31 protein-coding genes and 1 pseudogene are annotated in these 24,725 nt (G+C 68.0%); 22 read left to right on the plus strand and 10 right to left on the minus strand.

Going from position 1 to position 24,725, the window contains the following annotated elements; all coding sequences use genetic code 11:
* Positions 1-21: 21 nt before the first annotated feature.
* Genes AB0J16_RS29195 through AB0J16_RS29205 form a run of 3 tightly spaced genes read right to left on the minus strand, consistent with a single transcriptional unit; the run spans position 22 to position 745 of the window.
* Positions 22-183, minus strand: coding sequence for a hypothetical protein (locus AB0J16_RS29195; RefSeq protein WP_358545062.1), 162 nt, complete (start codon positions 181-183; stop codon positions 22-24).
* Positions 180-380 (minus strand): helix-turn-helix domain-containing protein, encoded by a 201-nt coding sequence (locus AB0J16_RS29200; protein WP_358545064.1) that lies wholly within the window; start codon positions 378-380, stop codon positions 180-182. Before AB0J16_RS29200 ends, AB0J16_RS29195 begins: the two co-directional genes overlap by 4 nt.
* On the minus strand, positions 377-745 hold the full coding sequence (locus tag AB0J16_RS29205) for a replication initiator (protein ID WP_358545065.1): 369 nt from the start codon (positions 743-745) through the stop codon (positions 377-379). The genes AB0J16_RS29200 and AB0J16_RS29205 overlap by 4 nt, the downstream gene beginning before the upstream one ends.
* Between AB0J16_RS29205 and AB0J16_RS29210 the strand changes: the two genes are divergently transcribed.
* From AB0J16_RS29210 to AB0J16_RS29225, 4 genes are all read left to right on the plus strand, one after another.
* Entirely contained in the window at positions 731-997 is a 267-nt protein-coding gene (locus tag AB0J16_RS29210) for a hypothetical protein (RefSeq protein ID WP_358545067.1), read from the plus strand. The genes AB0J16_RS29205 and AB0J16_RS29210 overlap by 15 nt on opposite strands.
* A 156-nt stretch (positions 998-1,153) precedes the next feature.
* Positions 1,154-1,621, plus strand: a complete 468-nt coding sequence (locus AB0J16_RS29215) for a signal peptidase II (RefSeq protein ID WP_357944564.1) — start codon at positions 1,154-1,156, stop codon at positions 1,619-1,621.
* 67 nt (positions 1,622-1,688) lie between these two features.
* Entirely contained in the window at positions 1,689-2,606 is a 918-nt protein-coding gene (locus AB0J16_RS29220; RefSeq protein WP_358545069.1) for an XRE family transcriptional regulator, read from the plus strand.
* 30 nt (positions 2,607-2,636) lie between these two features.
* Positions 2,637-3,113, plus strand: coding sequence for an NUDIX hydrolase (locus AB0J16_RS29225; protein WP_358545071.1), 477 nt, complete (start codon positions 2,637-2,639; stop codon positions 3,111-3,113).
* On the opposite strand, the gene AB0J16_RS29230 is transcribed toward AB0J16_RS29225, so the two are convergent.
* Positions 3,049-3,474: a hypothetical protein gene (locus AB0J16_RS29230; protein WP_358545314.1), complete on the minus strand. Its 426-nt coding sequence runs from the start codon at positions 3,472-3,474 to the stop codon at positions 3,049-3,051. The genes AB0J16_RS29225 and AB0J16_RS29230 overlap by 65 nt on opposite strands.
* On the opposite strand from AB0J16_RS29230, the gene AB0J16_RS29235 reads away from it, so the two are divergent.
* Both AB0J16_RS29235 and AB0J16_RS29240 read left to right on the plus strand, forming a co-directional pair.
* Positions 3,355-3,780, plus strand: coding sequence for a hypothetical protein (locus tag AB0J16_RS29235; RefSeq protein WP_358545320.1), 426 nt, complete (start codon positions 3,355-3,357; stop codon positions 3,778-3,780). The genes AB0J16_RS29230 and AB0J16_RS29235 overlap by 120 nt on opposite strands.
* A gap of 210 nt (positions 3,781-3,990) precedes the next feature.
* Positions 3,991-4,284 carry a hypothetical protein gene (locus AB0J16_RS29240; RefSeq protein ID WP_358545073.1) on the plus strand — a complete coding sequence of 98 codons (294 nt, stop codon included), beginning with the start codon at positions 3,991-3,993 and terminating at the stop codon, positions 4,282-4,284.
* A gap of 46 nt (positions 4,285-4,330) precedes the next feature.
* Here the strand turns inward: AB0J16_RS29240 and AB0J16_RS29245 are convergent, their stop codons facing one another.
* A complete protein-coding gene (locus AB0J16_RS29245; protein ID WP_358545316.1) occupies positions 4,331-4,606 on the minus strand; it encodes a transposase in 276 nt (91 codons plus the stop codon).
* A gap of 24 nt (positions 4,607-4,630) precedes the next feature.
* Entirely contained in the window at positions 4,631-6,085 is a 1,455-nt protein-coding gene (locus AB0J16_RS29250) for a multicopper oxidase domain-containing protein (protein ID WP_358545074.1), read from the minus strand.
* Positions 6,086-6,143: 58 nt separating this feature from the next.
* Here AB0J16_RS29250 and AB0J16_RS29255 point away from each other — a divergent pair, with 58 nt between their 5' ends.
* Positions 6,144-6,275 carry a hypothetical protein gene (locus AB0J16_RS29255; RefSeq protein WP_358545076.1) on the plus strand — a complete coding sequence of 44 codons (132 nt, stop codon included), beginning with the start codon at positions 6,144-6,146 and terminating at the stop codon, positions 6,273-6,275.
* Between the two features lie 868 nt (positions 6,276-7,143).
* Here the strand turns inward: AB0J16_RS29255 and AB0J16_RS29260 are convergent.
* Positions 7,144-7,932 carry a potassium channel family protein gene (locus AB0J16_RS29260; protein ID WP_358545077.1) on the minus strand — a complete coding sequence of 263 codons (789 nt, stop codon included), beginning with the start codon at positions 7,930-7,932 and terminating at the stop codon, positions 7,144-7,146.
* Positions 7,933-8,321: 389 nt separating this feature from the next.
* The gene (locus AB0J16_RS29265; protein WP_358545079.1) at positions 8,322-9,050 is read right to left on the minus strand and encodes a LysR family substrate-binding domain-containing protein; all 729 of its coding nucleotides are present in this window, start codon (positions 9,048-9,050) and stop codon (positions 8,322-8,324) included.
* A 55-nt stretch (positions 9,051-9,105) separates the two neighbouring features.
* Here AB0J16_RS29265 and AB0J16_RS29270 point away from each other — a divergent pair, with 55 nt between their 5' ends.
* Together AB0J16_RS29270 and AB0J16_RS29275 are read left to right on the plus strand one after the other, a co-directional pair.
* Positions 9,106-9,477 (plus strand): DUF5997 family protein, encoded by a 372-nt coding sequence (locus AB0J16_RS29270; protein ID WP_357940420.1) that lies wholly within the window; start codon positions 9,106-9,108, stop codon positions 9,475-9,477.
* A gap of 90 nt (positions 9,478-9,567) precedes the next feature.
* Positions 9,568-10,401, plus strand: coding sequence for a sugar nucleotide-binding protein (locus AB0J16_RS29275; protein ID WP_358545083.1), 834 nt, complete (start codon positions 9,568-9,570; stop codon positions 10,399-10,401).
* Between the two features lie 171 nt (positions 10,402-10,572).
* Here the strand turns inward: AB0J16_RS29275 and AB0J16_RS29280 are convergent, their stop codons facing one another.
* Positions 10,573-11,607 carry a helix-turn-helix domain-containing protein gene (locus AB0J16_RS29280; protein WP_358545085.1) on the minus strand — a complete coding sequence of 345 codons (1,035 nt, stop codon included), beginning with the start codon at positions 11,605-11,607 and terminating at the stop codon, positions 10,573-10,575.
* Positions 11,608-11,913: 306 nt separating this feature from the next.
* On the opposite strand from AB0J16_RS29280, the gene AB0J16_RS29285 reads away from it, so the two are divergent.
* The 7 genes and pseudogenes from AB0J16_RS29285 (at position 11,914) to AB0J16_RS29315 (ending at position 15,967) form a co-directional block, all read left to right on the plus strand.
* Positions 11,914-12,303, plus strand: a complete 390-nt coding sequence (locus AB0J16_RS29285) for a cupin (RefSeq protein WP_358545087.1) — start codon at positions 11,914-11,916, stop codon at positions 12,301-12,303.
* A 215-nt stretch (positions 12,304-12,518) separates the two neighbouring features.
* Positions 12,519-12,974 carry an ABC transporter transmembrane domain-containing protein gene (locus AB0J16_RS29290; protein WP_358545089.1) on the plus strand — a complete coding sequence of 152 codons (456 nt, stop codon included), beginning with the start codon at positions 12,519-12,521 and terminating at the stop codon, positions 12,972-12,974.
* Between the two features lie 39 nt (positions 12,975-13,013).
* Positions 13,014-13,334 (plus strand): annotated as a pseudogene (locus AB0J16_RS29295) (transposase); the annotation flags it as partial.
* A 522-nt stretch (positions 13,335-13,856) separates the two neighbouring features.
* Positions 13,857-14,138 (plus strand): hypothetical protein, encoded by a 282-nt coding sequence (locus AB0J16_RS29300; protein WP_358545090.1) that lies wholly within the window; start codon positions 13,857-13,859, stop codon positions 14,136-14,138.
* Complete coding sequence (locus tag AB0J16_RS29305) at positions 14,135-14,428, plus strand: hypothetical protein (RefSeq protein ID WP_358545091.1); 294 nt, start codon at positions 14,135-14,137, stop codon at positions 14,426-14,428. The genes AB0J16_RS29300 and AB0J16_RS29305 overlap by 4 nt, the downstream gene beginning before the upstream one ends.
* A complete protein-coding gene (locus AB0J16_RS29310) occupies positions 14,425-15,315 on the plus strand; it encodes a hypothetical protein (RefSeq protein ID WP_358545092.1) in 891 nt (296 codons plus the stop codon). Before AB0J16_RS29305 ends, AB0J16_RS29310 begins: the two co-directional genes overlap by 4 nt.
* 208 nt (positions 15,316-15,523) lie before the next feature.
* The gene (locus AB0J16_RS29315; RefSeq protein WP_358545094.1) at positions 15,524-15,967 is read left to right on the plus strand and encodes a hypothetical protein; all 444 of its coding nucleotides are present in this window, start codon (positions 15,524-15,526) and stop codon (positions 15,965-15,967) included.
* A 55-nt stretch (positions 15,968-16,022) separates the two neighbouring features.
* Here the strand turns inward: AB0J16_RS29315 and AB0J16_RS29320 are convergent, their stop codons facing one another.
* A complete protein-coding gene (locus AB0J16_RS29320) occupies positions 16,023-18,311 on the minus strand; it encodes a hypothetical protein (RefSeq protein WP_358545095.1) in 2,289 nt (762 codons plus the stop codon).
* 171 nt (positions 18,312-18,482) lie between these two features.
* On the opposite strand from AB0J16_RS29320, the gene AB0J16_RS29325 reads away from it, so the two are divergent.
* Genes AB0J16_RS29325 through AB0J16_RS29350 form a run of 6 tightly spaced genes read left to right on the plus strand, consistent with a single transcriptional unit; the run spans position 18,483 to position 24,719 of the window.
* The gene (locus AB0J16_RS29325) at positions 18,483-19,862 is read left to right on the plus strand and encodes an extracellular solute-binding protein (RefSeq protein ID WP_358545097.1); all 1,380 of its coding nucleotides are present in this window, start codon (positions 18,483-18,485) and stop codon (positions 19,860-19,862) included.
* Positions 19,859-20,725, plus strand: coding sequence for a sugar ABC transporter permease (locus AB0J16_RS29330; RefSeq protein ID WP_358545099.1), 867 nt, complete (start codon positions 19,859-19,861; stop codon positions 20,723-20,725). The genes AB0J16_RS29325 and AB0J16_RS29330 overlap by 4 nt, the downstream gene beginning before the upstream one ends.
* A 5-nt stretch (positions 20,726-20,730) precedes the next feature.
* A complete protein-coding gene (locus AB0J16_RS29335) occupies positions 20,731-21,570 on the plus strand; it encodes a carbohydrate ABC transporter permease (protein WP_358545101.1) in 840 nt (279 codons plus the stop codon).
* Positions 21,567-22,412, plus strand: coding sequence for an NAD(P)-dependent oxidoreductase (locus AB0J16_RS29340; protein WP_358545103.1), 846 nt, complete (start codon positions 21,567-21,569; stop codon positions 22,410-22,412). The genes AB0J16_RS29335 and AB0J16_RS29340 overlap by 4 nt, the downstream gene beginning before the upstream one ends.
* 5 nt (positions 22,413-22,417) lie before the next feature.
* Positions 22,418-23,668 carry an enolase C-terminal domain-like protein gene (locus AB0J16_RS29345; protein ID WP_358545105.1) on the plus strand — a complete coding sequence of 417 codons (1,251 nt, stop codon included), beginning with the start codon at positions 22,418-22,420 and terminating at the stop codon, positions 23,666-23,668.
* Positions 23,669-23,693: 25 nt separating this feature from the next.
* On the plus strand, positions 23,694-24,719 hold the full coding sequence (locus tag AB0J16_RS29350) for a LacI family DNA-binding transcriptional regulator (RefSeq protein WP_358545107.1): 1,026 nt from the start codon (positions 23,694-23,696) through the stop codon (positions 24,717-24,719).
* Positions 24,720-24,725 lie beyond the last annotated feature (6 nt).

The raw sequence follows: 24,725 nt of genomic DNA on the forward strand, positions 1-24,725 counted from the left end.
GGCGCGATGGCCAGGCCGTCCTCATGGTCGCGGACGATCTCTTTGGGTCTTGGTCTTGCCGCTGGCCTTCTTGACGATGCGCTTGCCAGCCGGGGTGTAGCCGACCCTCACCGAGGCGATCCAGCGTTGCCGCGTCTCGTCCCGGTGCAGGCCGCCGTCTCCTCGACTGCGTCGTTCGGTCATGAAGCCTCCTGTTCGAGTAGGGAGATGTAGTCCTCTATGGCTGAGGCGGGGACGAGCCGGGTCCGCCCCTGAGTCACGGAGCGGAGGCGTCCTGAGCGGATGAGTTCATAGATCACGCTTCGACTGAGGCTGAGCAGATACATGGCCTCGCAGACGCGGTAGAGCCGCCGGTCGTGGGCGGGTAGAGGTGGGGTCATTCATCCGCCTGCTCTGCCGCGATCTTGCAGGCGGTCTGGACACGCTGGCGGATGTGTTCGGCCATGATCGCTTCGCCCGGGGTGTAGCCGATTCCGGCGAAGCGCCAGTGGCCCAGGACGAGCGTGGTGGCGTCGCCGAGGGCGGGCAGGCCGTGACGCTCGCGGGCTTCGGCCGCGCGGTGGGCGGCACGAGCGTTGCGCGGGTCGGTGAGGTTGAGGGAGTAGGCACGGCTCTTGCTGGAGAAGTGGCCGCGAAAGCCGAGCATGTGCGCCCATGGGCGGAGTCGCAGCGCCTTGAACTCAGGGCGTCCGCCGAGGTCCCAGCAGGTGCGGATCATGCGCCGCGCGTGGTGAGTGACGGGCAAGGCATCAAAGCTAACGACGTCGAGCTGGTCTTCCCGCCGACCTACGGATCCTGGCTGAACTGGATCGAATCCGAGTTCGCAGCCCTGCGCTACTTCGCGCTGAACGGCACCGATCATCGCACCCACGACGAGCAGAACGCCGCCATCGCCGCCTACATCCGCTGGCGGAACAGCCGGGCCGAGCCGAAGACCCGCTTCGCGCCCGAGTCATCGATCCGTCAGTGGACCGAATACCCGGCCAAGGCTGCCTGACAAGCCACGAGCTCAGCCGATTGCCCCACGGCGGCAACATGCACTTTGCCACGGCGAAGGGGCCGATAGTCTCAGGGAATCTTGGTTCGGATATCGCTACGCACGGAGGCCATGATGATGCGGTTGGCGCGGGGTTCAAGCCGACTGTACGGCGTGATGCTCATACTGGCGGCGGTAGTCCTGCTCGCGGACCAGCTCACCAAACTGTGGGCGGTCTCCGCGCTGTCCGACAGCGAGCGCGTCGCCGTGATCCCGCCTCTGATCTACTTCCGGCTGCTGTACAACCCTGGCGCCGCGTTCTCCATAGGCATCGAGGCGACATGGGTGTTCACCCTGGCAACGGCAGCGGCAGTGGTCGGCATTCTCTACACCGCACGCCGACTGGCCTCGGCGGGCTGGGCGCTCGTGCTGGGCGTGCTGCTCGGCGGTGCGGTATCCCACCTGGGCGACCGACTCTTCCGCGAGCCCGGCCTGGGCCGCGGGCATGTTGTGGACTTCATCGACTACGGCCCGTTCGTGGGTAACGTCGCCGACATCGCGCTCGTCTGCGGGTGCGCTGGGTTGGTGCTGCTCAGCCTGCGTGGTGTGCAACTCGCTAAGGTGCCGGGCGAACAATCGGCCTAGCCTCCCTGTTTCACTTCGAGTGACTGAGCCGGTCTGAGCTGGTGTGCAGTGGTGGTTCGGTTGCACGATGGCCGGCCTCGTGGAGAACGCGGAACCCTCCGGTCAGGCCGACCTGCGACGTGCCCTTGCCGAGGTGTGGCGGGCGTACCAGGGAGCCCGGTACGGCTACGTTATACGGACTCTGCCCGGACTCCTGGGGGAGGCGCATCATGCTGCGCGCGCAGCGAACGGTGACGCGCGCATGTCCGCATCGGGAGTGCTCGGGCAGGTCTACCATGCCGCTGCCAGCATCCTGACCAAGGTGGGTGAGGCTGATCTCGCGTGGATCGCCGCTGAGCGGGGACTGTCCTTCGCACGGCAATCCGGTGATCAGCTCGTGACGGCCTCATTGCTTCGCTCCGTAACCCACGCCCTTCTGTCCAACGGCCGTTACGAGGCAGCCAAGCAGCTCACGATGGACGCCGCCGACCTGCTGTCTCCTGACCTCCCGCACGCTACGGCTGAGCTGGTTTCGGTGTACGGCACGCTGTACCTCGCCGGGTCGATGGCGGCGGCGCGAGACGACGACCGCAGCACGACACGCGCGTTCCTCGCTGAGGCACAGGAAGCGGCGGTGCGGCTCGGCGGTGACGCCAACCATGTCTGGACCGCGTTCGGGCCGACGAACGTCCGTATCCATCAGGTGGCCACGGCAATCGAGCTGGGAGACATCCGGGTGGCTGTGGAACTCGGGCCGAAGCTGGATACCAGCGGGCTTCCGATCGACCGTCGCGCTCGTCATGGCCTGGCCGTGGCGCATGCCTTGAGCCTATGGAACCGTACCGACGACGCGATGGCCGCGCTGTTGGAGGCCGAGACCATCGCTCCCGAGCAGGTGCGCCATCACTACCTCAGCCGCCAGCTCACGATGTCGTGGATTAGAAGGCAGAAGGGCAAACCCAGTTTCCAGCTCTCAGCTCTCGCCCGGCGACTGCACATCGTGTGAAGGCAGTCCCTGTGGCGTAAGGTCGGGGCTGTGAACGATCAGGAGGCTCCGCCGTTCGCCCAGGCCCGTGCCGCCGCCGGTGCGCTGTTCTTCGATAACAGTGGCCGTGTGCTTCTCGTCCGTCCTACGTACAAGCCCTCCATGGACATCCCGGGCGGGTACGTCGAGCCGGGGGAGACCCCGTACGAGGCGTGCATTCGAGAGGTGCAAGAGGAGCTGGGCATTCAGCCGGCCATCGGTCGCCTCCTCGTGGTCGATTGGGCGCCTCTCCCTAAGGAGGGCGACAAGGTCCTGTTCGTGTTCGACGGAGGCACCTTGGACGGCGAGTTGCTCAAGCAGATCAGGTTCGTGGACAACGAGCTGAGCGCCTACGAGTTTCATCCCGTCGAGGAACTGGACGGGCTGTTGATCGAGCGGCTTGCTCGTCGCGTCAATGCCGCCACTACTGCACGCGAGCTTGGCAGGACCGTCTATCTGGAGCACGGCCAGGCCGTTCCCACTGAGTGACTATCTGAGTGACAACGGCCCAGGACGAGCGTGGACGGTCGAGGAACATGGCGGAACGTTCGCCGAGGTGTGACCCCGAATCACCCGAGGTCCCACCCTCTCGCGGCGAGCCTTGCAAGCGAGGGGTCACTGGTTCGAACCCAGTACCGCCCACCTGCGGAAAAGCCCCGTCTCCGATCATGGAAACGGGGCTTCGTGCCATTAGCCTGCGCTGGAGGGTCCATCGGTGTCCTGGGCGATCTTGGAATTCATCGCGTCGGCGATCGAGTCGGTTGCCGGGGCGGCACGACGACCAGTCGATGAGTGCCACTGGCAGGCCCTTTTGAAAGATGGTGTTGAACGGGCCGGGATCGCCATGGATGACGCACTCGGCGGCGGCTGCCAGGGCGTGTCCGGCGGTCGCCTCGTGCAGGTCTCGGAGCATCCGGCTTCCGAGGGCGTATGCGCCGGGTGCTCGCTGCGTGGGATGGTCGGTGGTGTTCCCCGGGATGAAACTCAGTATGTCCCGGCCGTGTTCGTCGATGCCGAGGTAGTGCGGCGCATGCGGGTAGCCGAAGGACTCCAGGTAGGCCAGCACCCGGGAGGCGAATGCAGCGCCCCGATCGCGAGCGCGGCGCACCGTGTCGCCAACGCGCACGACCTCCAACGCATTGTTTCCGCCGGCTAGGCGCTCTTCGTCCACAACAACCATGATGGGAGATGCTGCTTCGGCGTGTCCGACGGGCCTCGCCGTTGTAACACTCCGTACAGGTGCCGCCTCACTGACTCAACAGCACCCAAGCCGATCCACAGGCATTGACTGTTGCTCTTGACGATTGCTCGTAGCCGGTGCTCATCTGAAGGTGTTCTCCTTCCCGAATGTGAGGAGTCACCCACAATGAAGATCCGCCGATTACCTGCCGCTGTACTCGCCGTGGCGCTGGGCATCAGTGTCCTGGCTAGTACCGCACCCGCTTTCGCCGCCACCCAGATCAGCGCGGCCGTGGCCGCCGCGGGCTGGCCGAGCCCGGACTGGTACCTGCAGGGCCCCTACTCGACCCTGGCCGACTGCGACATCGCCTTCCAGGACGCTGCGCAGAACGGTCAATACACCGGGCTCGCCTACTGCCACTGGTTCCGCGGAGGTGGCCCTTATCCGGCGGGCTTCTACTACGAGGTGTACATCCCCTGATCAACAGGCGCGCTGGGCAGCGATCAGATCGTCGGGAATCTCGTAGTCAGTGATCAGCCGCGATCCGATGCCGGTTCACCCAGCTGTCCAGAGTGCTCGCGTTGATCCCGAGCTCGTGCGCAACCGACGCGACCGTCCGCTCACCCTCCAGCACCATGGGGACGGCTTCTTCCTCGAACTCCGGCGAGAACTGTCTACGACGCCTCGTCGCGCACCTACCTCTTCCAGGCTTCTGTCGCCTTATGTAGCCGACTGTCCGGAATTTTCTGGGCGCCTCACTTTGTAGCGCGTCGTGAGACTGGGAGAACCCGGTGGCCTCCAGGCTGGAGGGCCACCGGGTTTCTTTCTATGGCCGGCGTATCAACTCGTCGAGTTGGACCTGGTCGTGGACCAGCGGCAGTTGGGTTTGCGGCTTGTTGCCGATCACCAGCGGCCGCATCATCTCGATTGCGCCGCCCGTGCTCGCTCCGTCCTCGTGGGACATGATGTGGCAGTGCCAGACGGATGACCCACCGACGGTGAACTTGGTCGCCCAGACGGTGATGAAGTCGGGCGGGGACACGAACGTTTCCTTCGGGCCGCTTTCGTAAGGAGCCGGTGGCACGAACTGTCCGATCTCCAACGGTACCTGGTTGCCGGTGTCAGGGTCGGGGTCGCTCCACTCGGTGACGGGCCAACGGCCGATCAGCCGCATTTCGACGAGATGCAGATGGATCGGATGAGCGTCTGGGCTGTGGTTGCGCATGGCCCATGCCTCGGTCGAGTTCAGCCGCGGTGTCTCGGTGGCCGTGTCGGCCGGCCCGTAGTTCAGCAACTCGACCTTGTCCCCGAGCTGCGGGGCGCCGGGGATGACCTCACCGGCCTGCACGGTCCGCAGTCTGGCTTTGGCGAGGAGGGCGGCGGGTGGGAGCTGGTTGTTGGTCTCCGGCAGCGTATGCGGAACTCGGGAGCGGTCTGGCCAGCGGGTCGAAGGGCCGACGTCGAACCGCATGAGCTGCGGAATCCCAGCCCCGGTGGGATCGACGCCATCCAGCGCGCCGAAGGGCGCCGGAGCGTTGTTGGCCAGCACCCAGTTCTGTGAACGGTGGCCGGTGAAGTCGATGACCACCTTGTACCGTTCGCCGGGGGCGACAAGCAGCTCGGTGACCACAGCGGGGTGAAGCAGGTAGCCCGAGTCACCGGCCACCACGGTCATCTTGGGAGCAGAGGCCGTCGAGCCGCTGGTTTGCCGCAGGCTCAGGCGGTAGAAGCGGGAATCTGACCCATTGATGAAGGTAAAGGTGTACCGGCGCGGTTCCACCGTCTGCTTCGGCGCGACGATACCGTTGACCACGGGGAGGTCGCCGAAGAATTCGGGATCGGCGTGGGTGTAGCACAGCGTCCTGTCGGCGTTGAAGGACTTGTCCTGCAGCACGTAAGCCTTGGCGAAGGCGCCGGTGGGCAGGCCGAATTGGCGCTCCCGCCGGTCGGTGTTGGGGATGAACCCTGCCAGCCCCTCGTACGCGTGGTACGAGGTCTGCGCGTCAATGTGATCGTGGTACCACAGGGGTGCTGCGGCCTGGTTGTTCGGATAGTGCTGGGTCTGCGAGCCGCCGGGTGGGACTTCCACTCCGATGGGGGCGGGTGCTCCGTCGCTTTCTGGCCGCTGCAGGCCGCCGTGACGGTGCAGGGTGAGCCTGTTGTCGTTGTTCGGCTGGTCGAACGGGAATATCTGGGTTCCCGCCGCCGGCAAGGCGTTGATCACCTTCACGTCGACCGGCCGGTTCTCTCGCGTGACGATCGTCGGGCCGAGGAAGTCCATCTCGACGCCACCGCCACCGCCACCGCCACCGCCACCGCCACCGCCATTGCCACCGCCATTGCCACCGTTGCCGCCGTCGGCGCTGCTGCTGGCACTACTGCTGGAGCTGCTGCTACCGCTGCTGCTACTGCTACTACTGGCGCTGCTGCTGCTACTGTCGCCTCTGCCTCTGCCACTGGAAGCGCTGTAACCCAGTGTGGTTACCTCAGGCCAGTCGTTCGCTGGAGAGAACGAATGCCTACCCACGTGGGCGGTGAGGGTGTAATGGTCATGGCCGTAGCGAGTGTTGTCAGGCGTCGCCACCTTCGGCTGCGGGACCTCATCCTGGTAGAACTCCACCTCCGGAGACGGGCCGCATGGTGTGGATGGCTGTGCGGCCTGCCGGGTCGAGAGTCCGGCGGCAACTGGTGGTCCGGCCCAGACCGGTGACCCGGTGCCCGCCATCGCCACGCTGGTGAGCCCCACCACCAGACTCACCCGTAGCGGACGTTTGGCAGGTCGCCTGACCTGTGGATGCGCTGTCGTGTTGAGCAAAGTACTTCCCCCGTAGACGCGAGCATGTCCCTAGTTCCGCAGAACTTTGGGTGGCGGCCGCTGATCGTCGGGCCGCGTCGCTGATCTGATTTTGGGCAGGTGGCAGGCGCGGCGCGTCCACGCAACGCCGGGGGAACGTGAGCGACCTACGAGACTTGACTGTCTTGGTGTCGCCCTTCCGCCGGATGGATCGCCAGGCGTAGACCGCGAAGTCGTCTTGCTCCCAGCCCGCATGCGGTCGCCGTTCTGTTCCGCCTGTGCGAGGACGGTGACCTGTTGGGGTCGGCAAAACCTCCGTGGCAGGAGAGATCTTCGGTCAGTTGATCGCAAGAGACATCTCGCCCGCTGTGGTCGACGTGGATGACCTCGTCTCGTGCCGGCCCTTCGGAAAGGGGACTCGTACAACGACCGAACGGTCTCGCAACCTCGCCGTCATCTGGCGTAATCATGCCGCGGCCGGTATAGAACGGCTGGTCATCGCACGGGTAATTGAGACGCTATGGGAATTGGTGGCCTATCGCGCTTCAGCGCCGGGCACCGACATTGTCATCCGCCGACTCGTGGCGGCCGTGGTCGGCCGCGTACGCGGCGAATACCTCAGCGGGTGTTCCATCCGTGTGGAGGAAACGCTGGTCAAGGATGGTGGCAAGGTCTTCCAGCGCACCAGCGAGCAGAGCGGCCATCAGACGCACATCTGCCCGTCGGGCTGCCTGCCCGCGCTGGGCGAGGTGAGTGGCATAGCCGATCGTGGCCGCCAGAGACGAGTGGTCCTCACCATCATGGAAGTAGTACGCCTCGGCGTACTGGGTGAAGTCGATACGGACGCGTACCACCTCGGTGGCCAGGCTTGCCAGCAATGACGCACCTGCAGCGCAGTCGAGCTGCTGCATGGATGGGTCAGAGCGGTACAGCAGCGCCAATCGGATCGCGAGCACCCGTCGGCGAGTCAGCGTCGGATAGATCTCCAGCACCCAGGAGACGGTGGCCGTCAGGAGGACGAAGCCGATGACGGCTTCCAGGGGTGAGACCACGCGGAGCCAGCCTTCGGCGGGCACGATGTCTCCGAGCCCGAGGGTGGCCACCATGACGAGCGACAGATAGACGGAGTCGAGCAGCTCCGGCTCCTGCGACAGTCCGGAACCGGGTGCGAAGGCGAACGCCTCCGGCATGTGGGGCCAGTAGACGATGGCCCAGCCCAGGATGATGGTGACGGCCCACATGCCGACCACCGTGACCATGGCGAGCGGCCCGACGAGCCCCACCACACGCCTGCGCGCTCGGAGATGCCGGGCCAGCCTCCACAACGCAGCCATGACGAGCCGGCTAAGACCTCCATGGCGGGTGGGGTGCCAGAGCGTGTGGAAAAGATCTCGTAGGGCGGCCATGATGAGCGTGGCCCCGAGCAGCGAGACCAACCACCCCATTCATCTCTCCCGCGGTGAGTGTCGTGTGGAGCGGCGAGGCGACCCGTGCAGCCAAGGCCGGGGTGATCTGCCGCCCGAGCCGGGCCGCGCTTGGAGCCTAGGCCGCAGGCACCGCTGGTGAACGCAGACTCGCCGTATCGCAGGTGTGACCAGCCTGTCCGAGTGGCAGAACGAGTACGCGTCCACGAGATCGATGACGGCGAGGGGCAGCGTGTCGGCATGAGCCTGGAGGAGATCGCCGGATGGCTGGGCCTCTCACCAGGTCACGGGGACGCAGGTCACCGAGGGCGGTTGCCTTTCCTTTTGCGGCCGGCCGGTACAGTCCGGCGGCCGGAGCCACTCTTGGCGGGTTTCTGCGCCTGTCGCTGTGCCGGTTTCTCCGCGGGGGAGGCGGGGGTACGGCCTCGTGAGCTGTTCACTGTGCGGCCGCGGACGATGCCGATGAAGTCTTCCACCAAGTCCGTGGTCGCGTCCTTGGGCCAGGCCAGCGCTACCTGAGACTGCGGCGCGTCCGGCACCGGCCGGTGTGTGAGGTCCTTGCGGTGGTAGAGGCGTGCCAGTGACTGCGGGACCAGGAGCAGCCCAGTGCCGGCCGCTACCAGCTCGACCGCGTTCGCCGTTGTGGGTGGGCGGGTGAACGCGGGTAGCCCGGGCCGGTCGGTCCACTCGATGGTGTCGTCCAGAGGGTGCAGCACCTCGTCGTCGGTCAGGTCTGTAAGGGCTACCTCGTCGGCGGCCGTCACCGCGTGGTCCTTGGGCGCCACTACCACCGTGGTCTCCACGTAGAGAGGAATCACGCTGAGCCCGTCACGGTCGATCGGCAGCCGGACGAATCCGGCGTCGGCGCCGCCGTCCCGCAGGAGTGCCACCACCTCGGCGGCGGGAACCGAGACGAGGGTGATCGGCACGTCGGGCATCCTCTCGGTCCAGACGTTGACCCACTTCGCGGGCGTTACCCCAGGCACGTACGCCAGCCGGAACACCCTGCCGGTCTCCCCATCAGTCACTTCCACAGACTACCGATGTCAGGGGAACCCGTTCCGACTGACTACGCTTGGCGCCATGACCTCGTCCAAATCGAAGAGCATCCAGACGATGAAGCCCGAGACCGCGGCCAAGAAGCTGGGTGTCCTCCTTTCGGCCACTCCCGCCGAGTTCCAGGCGGGTGTCGTCTCCAGGGACGAGCTGAACGAGCTGCAGTCGACGCCACCCGCCTGGCTCGCTGACCTGCGCCGCAACGGCCCGCATCCGAAGCAGGTCGTCGCCGCGAAGCTCGGGGTCTCCATTTCCGGCCTGACCAGAGGCGGGATCACCGAGCCGCTCACCACCGCCGAGATCGATGCGCTGAAGGCGGAGAACCCCGCGTGGCTGGAGCGCGAGCGGTCCGTCCAGGCCGAGGCTCGCAAAGAAGCACTCCGCCTCAAGCAACGCTAGACAATCGCCCTTTGGGGGTACGGGCTCGTGTGCGTCCGACGGGCGTCCGGCGGGCGTCTGGGAGTGGCTGATCGGCTAGGGTGACCGGCCGTGAGGATCCTCATCGTCGGTGGTAGTGGGTTTCTCGGCCGTGAGCTGGCTCGGCAGTGTTCGCTGGCGGGGTATGAGGTCGCCGCGACGTATCTGACCCGATCTGGGGAGACCGTCGGCGTTGAGTGGGTGCCGCTCGATGTGCGTCGGCGCGAGGACGTCGAGGTGCTGGTCGGCGCCTTTCGGCCGGAGGTGGTCGTCAACGCCGCGTACCGGCAGGCGGATTGGACGACCACCGCGATCGGTGCCGTGAATGTGGCTCTCGCCGTCTCCATGGTGGGTGGGCGTCTCGTCCATGTGTCGAGCGACGCGATCTTCTCCGGCGCCGCGATTCGTTATGACGAGACGTGCGTCCCTGACCCGATCAGCCCGTACGGCGCGGCCAAAGCCGCCGCGGAGACGGCGGTGAGCGCGATCGTGCCGGCTGCGGTGATAGCCCGGACATCGTTGATCATTGGCGACGGTGACTCCCCGCACGAGATACTGGTGCATGCATTGGCCACCGGTAGGTCGAGCGGGGTGCTGTTCACCGATGATGTGCGGTGTCCCGTGCATGTACGTGACCTTGCCGCGGCGCTCCTGGAACTTGCCGCAGCTGAGTATCGCGGTGTCCATCATGTCGCTGGAGCCGATGCGGTGAGCCGATACGAGCTTGGGGTGCTCATCGCTCGTCGCGATGGCCTGGACGCGGACCAGTTGCCTTCGGGCCGGCGGGCGGACACCAGGCTGCCCGGCCCTCTAGACGTGCGCTTGGACTGCGCCATGACACAGCGGCGCCTGCACACCAAGTTGCGCGGTGCCCGGCAGTTTCTGGCTGGCGGCCAGTTTCGGTGACGGTCAACCTCCAGGGGATGGTCAACCTCGGGGGGATGGTCAACCCTCCGGTGACGGCTGGTTTCTGGGTGGCGGGCAGCGCTGATCGCGACGTCAGGCTGAAAGGCGAGGGCAGTGGTCAGTACGCAGGTCGCCTGGCGCCCCGACTGTTTTGAATCTGCCGCCACGGCCTCAGCCGTCGAGCAGTCGCCATGCGGTGAGGGCGAGCCTGGCCCGGATCAGCCCGGTGGGCTCGGTGAGTTCGATGTCCAGGGTCTTGCCGAGTTGTTCGAGTCGGCGGGCGACGCTGCTGTGGTGCAGGTGGAGAAGGTCGGCGGCCCGGCGCAGGGAGCCGGTGGTGCAGTAGGCGTCCAGAGTTTCCAGGTCTTCCGGGTGATCGGCCAGCGCGGCGATCGCCGTCACGTCGGTGTTGTCGCGCGAGGCGTCCTGAGGTATCTCTGCCAGCAGCGCCAGCGCGCCCAGGTCGTCGTAGTGGACGACAGGCTGGCGTGGGGTGGTGAAGCGGAGGGCGGTGCGGGCTTGGCGCCAGGAGCGGTTGGGGCTTTCGGCGGCGCCGATGCCGGCGCGTACGCCCGCGGGAAAGCGGGCCGGGTCCAGGGTGGTGGCCAGGATGACGCCCACGTCGGCGAGCGGTGCCGCCTTGACGAGGCGGTCCGGGCAGATCAGGCCGCCGACCTGGTCGAGCGGAAGCCGCGCGTGTACGGCGGCGACGCGGACGGGCAGGTCGGCGGGGAAGCCCAGGAGGCGTAGCGCCCGCGCTCTGGCCGCCTCGTCGCTGTCGGCGCTGATCACCAGCTCGACGAGGGCGGGGTCGGCCATGGTGGTGCGGGCCGGGCCGTACCTTTCGACGACGGCCGCGGCGGCGATGGCGAGCCGGTCCAGCAGCACTTCGTCGAGCAGATTCGCTGGGCCTGGGCGTTCCAGCCAGACCGTGCCGATCTCCTCCTCGTCGAGCGTGATCGTCACTGTGGTGGACGCGGGCAGTGGTGGGGCGGAGGTTTCCCTGCCGTCGGGCGAGACGCGGATCATTCGTCCCGTGCCGTTGAGCCGAATCCCGGCCACGCACCCGGCCAGGCCCGCCGAGGCCCGGGCCAGCGCCGGCAGGTCCACCCGTCGGCGCATCAGCGTGTCGTAGAAGGTGACGACACGGATCGCGCCTTCGACGTGCGAGTCCAGGTGCGACAGCCGTTGGGCAAGTGCCTCCATGACAGGAGGATAGGGCCTCCCTGGCCAGAAGCCAGCGCCGATCGATGCGTGAACTGTGTGAAATGCCCGGCGGATGGCGGACGGTCGCCGGAGTGGTGACGGGGAGGATGGCCGCTATGAATCCGGAATTGGAAGCATTCGTTTCGCTGGTCTCCCACACCCTGTGCCGCGCCTTGGCCGAGTGACGCTGAGTGAGATCACACCCGCCCTGCGCCGTGCCTTGGCCAAGGCGCGGCCACCCAGGCCAGTCGGCCGCCGGATGAATGAGCTGCCGATGAATGATCAGCCCACTAGGAGCTCTCGGGCATGACGATTACCCCGATCGATCTCCTGGCGTCTTCTCTCCACCTTCACCAAGACGGCCAGGTGCACACCGAGAAGAGAACACCGGACTCCGACCAGGACGGCTGGCAGCTGACCGCCTTCCACGCGAAGACCGGCGCCGACGTCCACGCCGACCACTGGGAGATCCACCCCGAGGCCGAAGAGGTCGTGTCCTGCATCATCGGGAAGATCCGCCTCCACCTCCGGCCGGACCGGCCGGGACAGGAGGAGGAAGAGATCAGGCTGGTGGCCGGAACCGCGGCCATCGTCCCGCGCGGCCGATGGCACCGCATCGAGCTGGACATTCCCAGCACCATCATGGCCGTCACCCTGCCGCGTGGCAGCCGGCTGGAGAAGCGGACCGATGCCTAGGGCGGACCCCTCGAAGGCTCAGCCGCAGGCCATGTGATCAGACGGGAGGGCGATGACCATCACCGACATCGCCGAGGGAGCAGTACACATCACCACCGGAGGGACAGACGCTGCGCCCTTACGCATGGAGCTTCGCCGCTGCTATCCTCCTGCAGCTCATCGGCGCCCTCGCGGGCCTGGCGCCGCTGCCGGCTGTCGTCGAACGGGGCCGTACGTTGCTGTCGCCCGGCCTGATCGACCCCGCTCATGTCCGGGCCATCATGATCACGGGTGCGGTAGGTTCGTTCGTCGGGCTGCTGATCACGGCCTCCTTGTCCGGACTAGGGCCCCTTCTCGACGGCCAGGTGCAACTGACGTTGCGCCAGCAGGTGGCAGCGCGGCTGGGGCGGGTGCCGATCGGCTGGTTCTCCCGGCGCCGGACCGGCGAGCTGGCCACGGTGGTGGGGGAGGACGTCAGTGCCCCTGGTGAACTGGCCTCCGCGTTCGTGGTGCCGTTGGTGTGCGAGGTGTTCTTCATGGCCGGCCGCGGCCTCCTGCAGGTGATGAGCGTGGCGGCGCATCTGCTGGCACCGTTCATCTCCGCCTGTGTAATCCCCCTGACGATCGTCATCGTGATGCTCGCCTTCGATTGGCGTATGAGGCTCCCAACCAGGCGAAGACCACTCGGGTAGCAGCTCCGCCATGAGCGAGCGAAGCCGTACCCGAGCGACCTGTCCGACGCCCGCTGGGCGTTAATCGAACTTAACCGCCTGGCGCCAAGCATCGACTGGCCAGCCCGCCTCGGGTGAATTGTGGGACGTCTTCAACGCGATCCTGTATATCAACCAAACGGGAATCGCCTGGAAATACCTGTCCGTCGTACAGCGCCGTCTACGCCTACTACGCAGGCTGGCTGGACGAGTAAATCTTCGCCCAGCTCAACTACGAGCTGACCGGCCTGGCCCGTGCCAAACAAAGCCGAACCAACCGCGTACGTGATGGACGCCCAGAGTGTGAAGAACTCCACCAACGTGCCTCTCCCCAGCCAAGGGGTCCCGGTAGCAATGAAGAAATTTCCCACTGATATAGCGCCGGCCTGTGGTGATATAGAGACTCTGTGATCGAGGTCTCGGTTCGCTGACGGTGCGGTCCGTGAGCGACGACAAACCGGAGGTCAGGTACGGCGTGCGGGCCGTCGGCCCATGTGGACGTGCGAGATCGGGGCGCTGAGGTTATCCGGACGGTGCTCGCAAAGCGGGACGGCGGGAGTTCAGCGAACGCCATGACGGGTTCGTCGTCGAGGGCGGGGGCGATGCGGCGCCGTTCCTGATCGCCTGCACCGAGGAGGCCGAAGGTTCCGCGCCGGAGCTCACGCGGTATCGGGTCGATCTGCTGAAGGCCAGGTAACGAGTCGAGCCCGACCCAACGATGATCAGGTGCTACTGGTGTGGAATAGCTCGTGACCCGGTGGTCTACCCGATGGCGTGGGGATCAGCGGGTACGGCGACGCTGGACGCGGTCGGCTTCGGCGGTGGTGCGGGTGGATAGACTCTCGAAGATCATAATTTGCGGAGGTGCAGGTGGACGAGCCGGTGACGGCGGAGGTGGGCGAGGACGGGCTGCTGGCCGCCCTCCACATCGACCCGCGGGCCATGCGGCTCGGCTCGACGGAGCTGGCCAGACGGGTTGTGGAGGTCGTGCGGGCCGCGCAGCGTGGGCACGAGCAGCCGCCCCGGGACTCCCCCGGCCTCGACGCACTCCTCCAGCGGCTGGACGAGTTGGAGGCTCAGGCGGACAGGGACTTCGATTATGTGAACAGCAGGCTTGACGACACTCTCAGGAGGATCACGGAATGACCGAGATCTCGACCGGGATCACGATCGACGCCAGCGGGCGGGCCGCCTCGGGCCGGGCGTTCGGCGCGCTGGCCGACGAGTACCCCGGGCTCGCCGGAGGGTGGGGCCGAGGCGAGACGCCGCTGCCGTACGAGGAGTTCTCGGTCGGCTACCACGAGCTCACGTCCGGCCTCCGCACCGCTTGCGAAGGGCTGTCCGGCTCGCTCGACCAGGCCGGAACGGGACAGGTCGCCATGGCCGCCATCAATACGAGCACAGAACTCGCCAACTCGCGTGGGCGGGACGTGTGACGGAACAGGCATTGGCAGCCGGGCTGGCGCTGCTCGGCGTCCCGCCACTGCCCGACCTGGACGGCGTCGACAGGCACATCGCCGATCTGGACGCGGCGGCCGCCCATCACCGGGAACTCGCCGCGGAGAGCGGACGCGCCCACCGGCTGGCCGGGGCAAACAGCGGGCCAGCCGCCGACGCGGTGGATGACCATGTGAACGGCCGCGACGGCATCGCCCTCACCGCGGGCGACCTCGCCGACCGCCTCTCCAACGTGGCCGGCATATTGCGAGTCGCCAGGGAAACGCTGGTCTGGGTGGGCGGTCTGCTGGCCGGGCTGGCCGCCCTCGCTGTGGCGGCCGTCGCGTACGCGCCCCACCTGCTGCCCCGGCTGAGAGCCATCGCCGCCAGAGTCTCTGGCAGGCTGCGCGAGATCACGGCCCGCCTCGGGGCGTTGATGCGCGGCATGTCCACGACCCTGACTAACCGCAGGGTCGACAAAGTCGCCGACCGCTTCCACGACGCGTGGCGCGCTCCGCGCAAGCTGCCCGGCGGCACGTATGAGCCGAGGGTGAAGACCACCAGCGACCCGGCCTGGATCAAGAAGCACGACACCGACCAGGTCGACATAGCTAACACGCGCTATCGCGACCTGCCAGCCGACTGGAAGCGCGAGAACCAGGAGTCCGCGCGCATCGGGGTACAGCTCGTCGATGAGGCGCGGACGAGCGGCGTGGACGTCAGAAGCGAGCGGTTCATGGAGGAGGCGAGCTCGGTGGTGCACGACAAGTGGCTCGTCCGCAACCGGGACTGGGCCCCCGAAGAGCAGCGCCGCCCCTACGAACTGCTCTCCGAAGCCGAAAAGGAGAAGGATCGCGACGTCATCCGTATGGTACTCGGGATCTAGCGGGCCGGCCGCCATGGCGGCCGTTACGCCGATTTCTGGTGCATTTCCCTGCTCGGATCGCGCGCGCAATAATTTACCGCCAAGGCGAGGGTGTGAAATTTATCGCCACGCGGCCATTGCAATTATTCGGCAATTGGCGAGCTATTTTGTGCGGTGAGGATGAGGGCGACTCGGGGGAAGTCGATCTCATTCAAAACTGGGGGACCCCATGCCAGAGGTAAGCACGACGATCAAGAACTGGGAAAGCATCGCGTACAAGAAGATCGGGCTGAACGTCATAGAGTTCGGCAAGCCCAGCTACAACTACTGGGACAAGGGCAAGGCCGGCACGTGGCTGTTCCTGGACGGCTTCACGGTGAAGCTGGACGGTCAGGTCTACAACGCGCACCTCACGATCACGAAGAAGCCGACGATGGACCCGAGCGGCTCGTCCTGGACCTACTGTCACTTCACCGTGGACCGGAAGGGCAAGAACCACGTCTTCTACGAAGTGGACGACGACGGCGGCTTCACCATGACCCAGACGTTGCTCGACGGTGACGGCAAGCAGAAGAGTGCCAAGGCCCACTACGCCGACGACCAGATCAACGACGCCACCCTGATGGGCCAGGTCGAGCACGACCTGAGGCTGATCTTCGAGAATCTCGTCTAGGTGGTCAGCGGCGGTCCCGGTTCCTTGACCAGAGCCGGGACCGCCGCCGAAGGCCTCAGGGCAGCTGGTCAGGGGCCGCCGTCAGGCCGTAGTAGACGCGTGGGGCGCCGTCCAGCCGGACCTTGACCTTGCCGTCGTCGGTGGTGAGCAGCCGTTCCCTGCCGAGGCAGTCGAGCTCCCGCACCGAACGCCCGGCGGCGGCCACCTTCAGCTCCGTCTTGGTCGGCCAGTCGTCCACCCACGGTTCCGGCGCGGCGAACCACGTGGCGCCCGGCGCGTGATCGGTGTTGAGCAGGTACCCGTCCTTCCTGCTCCACAGGATCGAGACAGGTCCTTCCGGCGTGTCGAACAGCAGTCCCTTCAGGTCGGGGTCGGCCGGCTTCAGCCAGCGGACGAACGTCGCCCGGTCCAGCACCTGCGCGGCCGTGGCGTAGGCGAGCATGGACGGCTTGGCGCTGAGGTCGCGGTTCATGAGCCCGTAGTGGTACTCGGGGTTGGCCGGGTCGGCCATCTGCGGCTTGCCGAGGACGCTGTCGTGCAGCTGGTACCAGTTCACGCACTTCACCCCCTCGGCCATGGCCAGCGCCAGGGTGAGCAGGACGTTCTCCGCGGCCTGCCGGTAGGTGTCGTGCCACCAGCTGTTCGGCTTCGTGCAGGCGTAGGCCTCGGTCATCCACAACTCCTTGTGCCCGTACTCCGCGATCGTCTCGCGGGCCTTGCGCAGGCCGCCGAGGAAGTTCCAGTAGGAGCCGTTGTTGCCCTGCGTCCACTCCTCAGGAGGCGGCGCGTAGTCCGGTGTGAAGTTGCCCCGGCCCGGGTGGAAGGCGAACCCGTCGATGAGGTCCCAGCCGCCGGCGTCGTGGAAGTTCTTGGTCCAGATGTGATCCATGCCGGCCAGGCCGGCGTTGAGCACCTTGGTGGGCGCGCCCGCGGCGGTCAGCCGGTCGCGTACCGGGCGTAATCCATCCCTTACGTAGGCGGCGGCGGTCTCGCCGCTCATCCACGGCTTGTTCACCTCGTTGGCGACCTCGAAGTAGTCGGCACCCGACCCGATCGCCTTCTGCGTGTTCGTGTCGGCCCAGGCGGCGACCTCGGCGGCCGTTCCGCCCAGCGGGATCCCGGCGAGTTCGATGTTGTGACTGATCCCCGCCGCGTCGAGGGCGGCGGGCGGCAGGCCCGGCCCGCCGTCGTAGGAGATGCGGACGCGCTGGATGCCTATGCGCTTCATCAATCCCACGACGGCGGCGGTGTCGGGCTTGAGCAGCCAGGGGTAGTTGGCGATGCCGAACATGCTGTCGGCGCCGGCCTGATAGGTGTGCGGCGGCAGGACGGCGAGGTTGGTGCGGGCGAACGCGCTGTCGGTGCCCGCGGTGGCGCGTACCTCGGTGAACACGATCCCGCGAGGTGGCGAGGTGACGGTGAAGGTCTGCCTCCAGGCGGCGCCCGCCGCGACCGTGCCGGTCACGCTGCCGCCGGCCAGCGTCTTGCCGTCGAAGTCGCGCGCCCACCACGTCAGCTTCACGCTGCGGGCGGCGCTTCCGCCGTTGGCCACCTCCGCGTGCAGGGCCATGGCCTGGCCGCCGGCGTCCCAGAGGGAGAAGGGCTGGTCGGTCCACACCTCCACGCCGAGGGGCAGGCCCGCGCCCATGGTGCCGCCCGCGGCCGGTCGCATCGAGCCGAGCACGAGGTCGGCCTCCGTCACGGCCGCGCTGGCGGTCCCGGTGCCCGGCGCGTGGATCCAGGTGGCGTTGGTCCAGGCCGGGGTGGTGGTGGCCAGCCGGAAGTAGGCGCGGGTGTCGGCCCAGGTCTCCTGGTAGACGACCCCGGCATTGGTTTCGTACGGCACTCCGCCCCCGGCGTCCCGGTTCCACGTCGTCAGCGCGGCGAACGACTCGGGCGCCGAGGGCGAGACGACGGCGCGGCCGAGCATGAAGCCGGCCGGGATCAGCGTGGTCGAGCCGCCGACCTCCCAGCGCAGCTTCGCCCGGTGCGCCGCGACGCCGAAGACGCCGCGGACGGTGATTCCCCCGGCCGCGCTGGGGAGCGTGTAGTCGACCTGGATGGCCTGCGTGCCGTCCGGGAGCGTGACGAGCGACGGCGTTCCGCCGGTGGTGCGCTGGATGCCGGTGACGGAGTCCTTGGTCATGAACCCGGTGAGCCTGATCCGCTCGACGCCGCCGCCGTCGCGGACGGTGATGCCGCCGTCGGTGCCGGCGGTCAGCGTGATGCCGTCGGCGGAGATCGAAGGGGTGTCGGCCTGGGCCGGTGCCGTGGGGAGCAGCGCTCCCGCGAGCCCGGCGGCTACGGCTCCGCCGAGGAAGCGGCGTCGGGGGATGTCAGACATGAAGATCTCTTCCCTGTCGACCTAATGCGGATTAGGGAGATGTGTAGTACGGCCCGAACGAGAGTGTCAAGGGTGATCTGTGCGCATCACGTAATCTGGCGGTAACGCCTTGACACCTCCTCCTAATGCGGATTAGATGCCACCTAATCCGCATTAGGTAGAGGAGCAGCCATGGATGTATCAGCCTCCAGGAAGTGGATGGCGGGGGCGCTCGTGCTCGCCGCCGCGACGGCGGGCTGCGCGTCCGGCTCGTCGGGTGAGGACTCGGGCACGACCACGATCACCGTGGCGGGCATGCCTCCCACCACCGCCGCCAAGACCCGCAAGCAGTTCCTCGACGCGGTGGCCGCGTTCGAGAAGGCCAACCCCACCATCAAGATCAAGCCGACCGACACGCAGTGGGACGCCAGGACGTTCGCTACCAGGCTGGCCGGCGGAAACGCGGAGACGGTGCTGACCGTGCCGCTCACCGAGCCGCCGGGGCTCATCGCCCGGCGCCAGGTCGCCGACCTCAGCGCCGAGATCAAGAGCCTGCCGCACGCCGGGGACTTCGACCCCCGCGCGCTGGCCCCCGCGACCGGCGCGGACGGCAAGGTCTACGGCCTGCCCGTCACCGAGTACGCCCTGGGCCTGGTCTACAACCGCGCCCTGTTCGCCAAGGCAGGGCTCGACCCCGACCAGCCGCCGGCCACGTGGGACGAGGTCAGGGCGGCGGCCAAGAAGATCGCCGGGACGGGAGTGGCCGGCTACACGCAGATGACGGTCAAGAACACCGGCGGCTGGATCCTGACCGCGATGACCTACTCCTTCGGCGGGCGGATGGAGAAGCAGGGGGGCGTCAAGCAAGAGGGCGACAAGTACGTCTCCGCGCTCCTGGACGGCCCGGCCGAGCAGGCACTGCGGCACCTGTCCGCGATGCGCTGGCAGGACGACTCCATGGGCGCCAACCAGCTGCGTACCCAGCAGGACGCGGAGCGCGACTTCGCGGCCGGCAAGATCGGCATGCTGATCGGCACCGTGAACAGCTACAACCGCTACACCACCCTCTACTCCGGCAAACCTGACGACTTCGGCATCGCGGCGCTGCCGCAGCAGGGCGCGGGCAAGGCGACGCTGCTGGGCGGGCTGGTGGCGGCCGTCAACGCCAAGGCCACCGCCGCGCAGCGAGCCGCCGCGGTGAAGTGGATCGACTTCTACTACCTCAAGCCCAACTACGACCCGGCCGCCGCCGAGCAGCTGGCCGTGGCCAACGCGGCGGACAAACTGGCCGTCGGCCTGCCCACGCTGCCGTTCTACGGCACGTCGGTGGCGGGCCCGGTGAACACCGCGATCGCCAAGCACGCCAACATCCCGGTCGCGAACTTCGCGCCCTACGTGAAGGACACCGACAAGCTGGAGTACGTCGTCGAGCCCCCGGTCGCCGCCCAGGACCTGTACGGCGCCCTCGACACCGCCGTGCAGGCCGTGCTGACCCGCAAGGACGCCGACCCGCGCGACGAGCTGGCCAAGGCGGCGGCCAGAGTCGCCCCGCTGCTTGAGAAAGCACAGTGACCCGGGGCAAAGGCGTCGCGGCCGCGCTGTTCCTCATCCCGACGGTGCTGGTCTTCGGCCTGTTCTCGTGGTGGCCGATCATCCGCAGCGTGGTGCTCGGCTTCCAGCGGACCAATCTGGTCGAGGCGGCGACGTTCGCGGGCCTGGACAACTTCCGCACCCTGCTCGCCGACCCCCTGCTGGGCCTGGCGGTGCGCAACACGTTGCTGTTCACCGGCCTGGCCCTGGTGATCGGCTTCCCGCTGCCGATCTTCCTGGCGGTGCTGATGTCGGAGCTGCGGCGCGGCTCCGGGCTGATGCGGGTGCTGGTCTACCTGCCGGTGGTGGTGCCGCCGGTGGTGGCCGTGCTGATGTGGAAGTGGTTCTACGACCCGGACTCCGGCCTGTTCAACCAGTTGCTCGGATTGGTCGGGCTGGGACCGTACCCCTGGCTGCAGTCCACGGGCATGGCGATGCCGAGCCTGGTCCTGGAGGCGACCTGGGCGGGCGCCGGCGGCGCCGTGCTCATCTACCTGGCCGCGCTGTCCAGCGTGCCCACCGAGCTGTACGAGGCGGCCGAGCTGGACGGCGCGTCGGTGTGGCGCAGGTTGTGGCACGTGACACTGCCGCAGCTGCGGCCCATCCTGTTGATCATGCTGCTGCTCCAGGTGATCAACACCTTCCAGGTGTTCACCGAGCCGTTCGTGCTGACCGACGGCGGGCCGGAGGACTCGACGGTCACGGTGCTGCTGCTGATCTACAGGTACGCGTTCGTCAACGGCGACTACGGCACGGCGGCGGCGTTGAGCGTGAGCCTGGCCGTGGTGCTGGCCGTGCTGTCGGCCGTGTACCTGCGGCTCACCAGAACTTGGGGGACGAAGTGAGGGGAGTGATCTCCGAGACCGAACGGCGCGGGATGCGCCTCGGACTGGGCACCACCCAGGTGCTGCTCATCGTGGCCCTGCTCTTGGAGGGCGCCGGGCCGATCTACTGGATCTTCAAGGGCGCGATCTCCTCCACCCAGGAGTCCCTGCGCAGCCCGCTGGCCCTGTGGCCGGCGGACGTTCGCTGGTCGAACCTGGCGGAGGCGTGGACGACCCTGGAGGTCGGCCACTACCTGACGAACACCGTCGTGCTCGTCGCCGGTTCCTGGTTCACCCAGCTGTTCGTCGCGACGACCGGCGCGTACGCGCTGTCGGTCCTGCGGCCCTCCTACGGCAAGTACGTCTACGGCGCGGTCCTGGCGACGCTGTTCCTGCCCGGCACGGTCTCGATGGTCTCGCTTTATCTGACCGTCCTGGACCTGTCCATCGCCAACACCCCGCTGGCGGTGTGGCTGCCCGCCGGGGCGCACGCCTTCAACGTCCTGCTGGTCAAGCAGTTCTTCGACGGCATACCCAAGGAGCTGTTCGAGGCGGCGCGCCTCGACGGCGCCGGGCCGTGGCGGATCTTCACCCGGGTGGTGCTGCCGATGTCGCGGCCGATCTTGGCCGTGGTATCACTGCTGGCTGTCATGAACGCGTGGAAGGACTTCCTCTGGCCCATGATCGCCATCACCGACACCGAGAGCCAGCCGCTGGCGGTGGCCCTGCCCCGGCTGGCCGACACCTCCGACCAGGCCCTGCTCATCGCCGGGATGCTGATCGCGATCATCCCGCCGGTCCTGGTGTTCCTGCTGTTCCAGCGGCAGATCATCCGGGGCATCGCCTTCACGGGGTTGAAGGGATGAGGGTCCTGGTCACCGGCGCGGCCGGCCGCCTCGGCTCCGCCGTACTGGCAGAGCTCGCCGCGCGCGACATCGCTGTGACCGCGCTCGTCGAGCGGGATCCCGGCCCACTGGCGGCGGAGCGGGTCGTCGTGGGCGACGCCCGCGACCCGGCCGCCGTCCGCGCGGCCCTCGACGGGGCCGACGCCGTCATTCACACGGCGGCGCTGGCCTCGCCCGAGGTGGCGGCGCCCGAGGTGGTGTTCGCGGCCAACACGCAGGCGACGTTCGTGGTGCTGAACGAGGCGGGGGAGCAGGGAGTACGGCGGGCGGTGATCGCCAGCAGCCTGTCGATCACCGGCCTGCCGTTCGCCAGGTCGCGCCCGAGCCCGCCGTATCTGCCGCTGGACGAGTGGGTGCCGTTGCTGATCGAGGATCCGTACGCGCTGTCCAAGCAGGTGGACGAGGCCACGGCGGCGATGATGCACCGGCGGCACGGTATGACCGTCGCCGCGCTGCGCTTCCCCTTCCTCGGCGACCAGGACAGGCTCGCCGCGCGCGCCGAGCGACTGGCCGGGGATCCCGCGGCCGGGGCCTCAGAGATGTGGAGCTATCTCGACCTGCGCGACGCCGCGCGGGCCTGCCTGCTCGGGCTGACGGCCCCGATGACCGGCGCGCCGGTCATCTTCGTCGCCGCGTCCGACACGCTCATGACGACGCCCACCGAGGAACTGCTCGCGGCACACCACCCCGGCGTGCCGTGCCGTACGGCGTTGCCCGGCAGGACGGTGGCCATCGATCTCGAACCGGCCAGACGGCTGCTCGGGTTCACCGCCTTGCATCCGTTTCCAGAGGAGCGACAATAATGATCATGCCGGAGACGCAGGCGCCGTGGCAGGCCAGGGACGGGCTGCGCATCACCGGTGTACGCACGATCGTCACCGCGCCGGGCGGGGTCCCGCTCGTCGTCGTGCGGATCGACACCTCAGAACCCGGCCTGTACGGCCTGGGCTGCGCCACCTTCACCCAGCGCTTCCACGCCGTGGTCGCCGCGATCGAGCAGCACATCGCGCCCATGGTCATCGGCCGGCACCCCGCCGACATCGAGGACATCGGCCGGATGCTGCACTACTCCTCGTACTGGCGAGGCGGGCCGGTGCACAACAACGCGCTGTCCGGCATCGACCAGGCGTTGTGGGACATCGCCGGCAAGCGTTTCGGGGTGCCGGTGTACGAGCTGCTGGGCGGGCGGGTCAGAGCGGCCGCCGCCGTCTACACCGGGGCTCGCGGTGGCGAGGTCGAGGAGTCGATCGAGCGGGCCGCCGCGCTCGCCGAGCAGGGCTACCGCTACGTACGGCTGCAGGCGGGCGGGCCGGGGCTCGGCACGTACGGCGGCGTCGGCACGCCCGGCGGATATCCGGGCAGCCCCCACCCCGACGGCTGGGATGTCGGCCACTACCTGCGGAGCACGCCGAAGCTGTTCGAGCGCGCCCGCGAGGTCCTCGGTGACGAGCTCGGCCTGCTGCACGACGCGCACAACCGGCTCACGCCGAAGGAGGCCGTCGTGCTCGCGCGGTCGCTGGAGCCGTACGGGCTGTTCTTCTTGGAGGACCCGCTCGCGCCCGAGCACTTCGACCGGCTGCCCGAGGTGCGGGCGGCGGCGCCGATGCCGATCGCCTCCGGCGAGCTGGTCTCCTCGGTGACCGACGCGGCGCGGCTCATCACCTCCGGTGGCGTCGACTACCTGCGCCTGCACGTCTCAGCCGTCGGCGGGCTGACGCCCGTGCGCAAGCTCGCCGCGCTGTGCGAGCTGACCGGCGTACGGACGGCCTGGCACGGGCCGCCGGACGTGTCGCCGGTGGGCGCGGCGGCCAACGTCACGCTCGATGTCACCAGCCCCGCGTTCGGGATCCAGGAGGCGCACGTCTACCCGGAGACCGTGCACGAGGTCTTCCCGGGCACGTTGCGGACGGTGAACGGCTACATCACCCCCTCCGACCGGCCCGGCTGGGGCATCGACCTCGATGAGGGCGCCGCCAGGCGATACCCGCCGGAGACACACCTGCACGAGCGGTGGGCCGCGCGGGTGCGCAGGCCCGACGGCGGGCTCGAAGCTCCGTGATCTACTACTTCTTGGGGGATATGCCATGAGACCCAGCGGTCGTCCTCGTCAGGCGGACATCGCTCGCCTGGCCGGCGTCTCACAGCCGACCGTGTCGCTGATCCTCGGCGGCGGCGCCGCCGCCATGGGCATCGCCGAGGAGACCCAGCGCAAGGTCATGGCGGCCGCCGAGCAGCTCGGGTACGTGCCCGACCCGATCGCCACCCGCCTGGCGGCCGGTCAGAACAACCTGCTCGGCCTCTACACCTTCACCTCGACCTTCCCCACGGAGATGTCGCACGCCTACTACCCGTTCCTGGTAGGTATCGAGGAGGAGTCGGCGGCGCAGGGCTACGACCTGCTGATGTTCATCGCCTCCAGCGTCACGGGCGAGCGCCCGCACGCCCAGGTGCTCAACCGGGTACGCCTGGCCGACGGCTGCCTGTTCCTGGGCAGGCACCTGCCCGTGCCGGAGATGGACCGCCTGCTGGCCACCGATCTGCCCGTCGTCTATATAGGGCGGCATGACGAGTTCGGCGACCGCCTGCCCTACGTCGGCGCCGACTACGTCTCCGCCGGCGCCGCCGTGGTGCGGCACCTGGCGGGGCTGGGGCATGGGCGCATCCTGTACGTACGCGAAGCCGACGAGGCGATCACCTCCGTCGACAGGGAGGCGGGCTTCAGACGCGGCATGGACGAATGCGGGCTGGCCGCCGAGGTGGTCCGCACCGGCGGCGCCGACCTGACGCCCGATCGGCTGCGGGCCTGGCGTGACCAGGGCATAACCGCGCTGGTCACCGAGGCCACCGACACCGACGCCGCCCACCGCGCCCTCCTGGTGGCCGCCGAGGGCGCGGGTCTCCGCTTCCCCGACGACCTCTCCCTGGCCACGCTCGGCGACCCCGCTGACCGCCCGGCGGGTCTGACCGGCTTCGCCGTACCCCGTCGCGAGATGGGGGCCGCGGCCGTCCGGCTGCTCACGAAACTCATCGCGGGAGACCGTACGGTCCCCAGACACCAGCTCATGACCTGCGAGCTGGAGCCGGGCGAGACCGCGGCACCTCCCCGCTAGCCCTCT

Origin of the sequence: Nonomuraea sp. NPDC049750, assembly GCF_040659625.1 — a bacterium.
Lineage (GTDB): Bacteria > Actinomycetota > Actinomycetes > Streptosporangiales > Streptosporangiaceae > Nonomuraea.

Excerpts from the sequence above, each read along its gene's own strand:
- AB0J16_RS29340 (WP_358545103.1), top strand. The coding sequence starts at position 21,567 with ATGAGGGTCCTGGTCACCGGCGCGGCCGGCCGCCTCGGCTCCGCCGTA.
- AB0J16_RS29250 (WP_358545074.1), bottom strand. The coding sequence starts at position 6,085 with ATGGACTTCCTCGGCCCGACGATCGTCACGCGAGAGAACCGGCCGGTC.
- AB0J16_RS29285 (WP_358545087.1), top strand. The coding sequence starts at position 11,914 with ATGACGATTACCCCGATCGATCTCCTGGCGTCTTCTCTCCACCTTCAC.
- AB0J16_RS29315 (WP_358545094.1), top strand. The coding sequence starts at position 15,524 with ATGCCAGAGGTAAGCACGACGATCAAGAACTGGGAAAGCATCGCGTAC.
- AB0J16_RS29220 (WP_358545069.1), top strand. The coding sequence starts at position 1,689 with ATGGCCGGCCTCGTGGAGAACGCGGAACCCTCCGGTCAGGCCGACCTG.
- AB0J16_RS29325 (WP_358545097.1), top strand. The coding sequence starts at position 18,483 with ATGGATGTATCAGCCTCCAGGAAGTGGATGGCGGGGGCGCTCGTGCTC.
- AB0J16_RS29260 (WP_358545077.1), bottom strand. The coding sequence starts at position 7,932 with ATGGCTGCGTTGTGGAGGCTGGCCCGGCATCTCCGAGCGCGCAGGCGT.
- AB0J16_RS29320 (WP_358545095.1), bottom strand. The coding sequence starts at position 18,311 with ATGTCTGACATCCCCCGACGCCGCTTCCTCGGCGGAGCCGTAGCCGCC.
- AB0J16_RS29215 (WP_357944564.1), top strand. The coding sequence starts at position 1,154 with ATGCTCATACTGGCGGCGGTAGTCCTGCTCGCGGACCAGCTCACCAAA.
- AB0J16_RS29350 (WP_358545107.1), top strand. The coding sequence starts at position 23,694 with ATGAGACCCAGCGGTCGTCCTCGTCAGGCGGACATCGCTCGCCTGGCC.
- AB0J16_RS29195 (WP_358545062.1), bottom strand. The coding sequence starts at position 183 with ATGACCGAACGACGCAGTCGAGGAGACGGCGGCCTGCACCGGGACGAG.
- AB0J16_RS29240 (WP_358545073.1), top strand. The coding sequence starts at position 3,991 with ATGAAGATCCGCCGATTACCTGCCGCTGTACTCGCCGTGGCGCTGGGC.
- AB0J16_RS29200 (WP_358545064.1), bottom strand. The coding sequence starts at position 380 with ATGACCCCACCTCTACCCGCCCACGACCGGCGGCTCTACCGCGTCTGC.
- AB0J16_RS29280 (WP_358545085.1), bottom strand. The coding sequence starts at position 11,607 with ATGGAGGCACTTGCCCAACGGCTGTCGCACCTGGACTCGCACGTCGAA.
- AB0J16_RS29270 (WP_357940420.1), top strand. The coding sequence starts at position 9,106 with ATGACCTCGTCCAAATCGAAGAGCATCCAGACGATGAAGCCCGAGACC.
- AB0J16_RS29305 (WP_358545091.1), top strand. The coding sequence starts at position 14,135 with ATGACCGAGATCTCGACCGGGATCACGATCGACGCCAGCGGGCGGGCC.
- AB0J16_RS29345 (WP_358545105.1), top strand. The coding sequence starts at position 22,418 with ATGCCGGAGACGCAGGCGCCGTGGCAGGCCAGGGACGGGCTGCGCATC.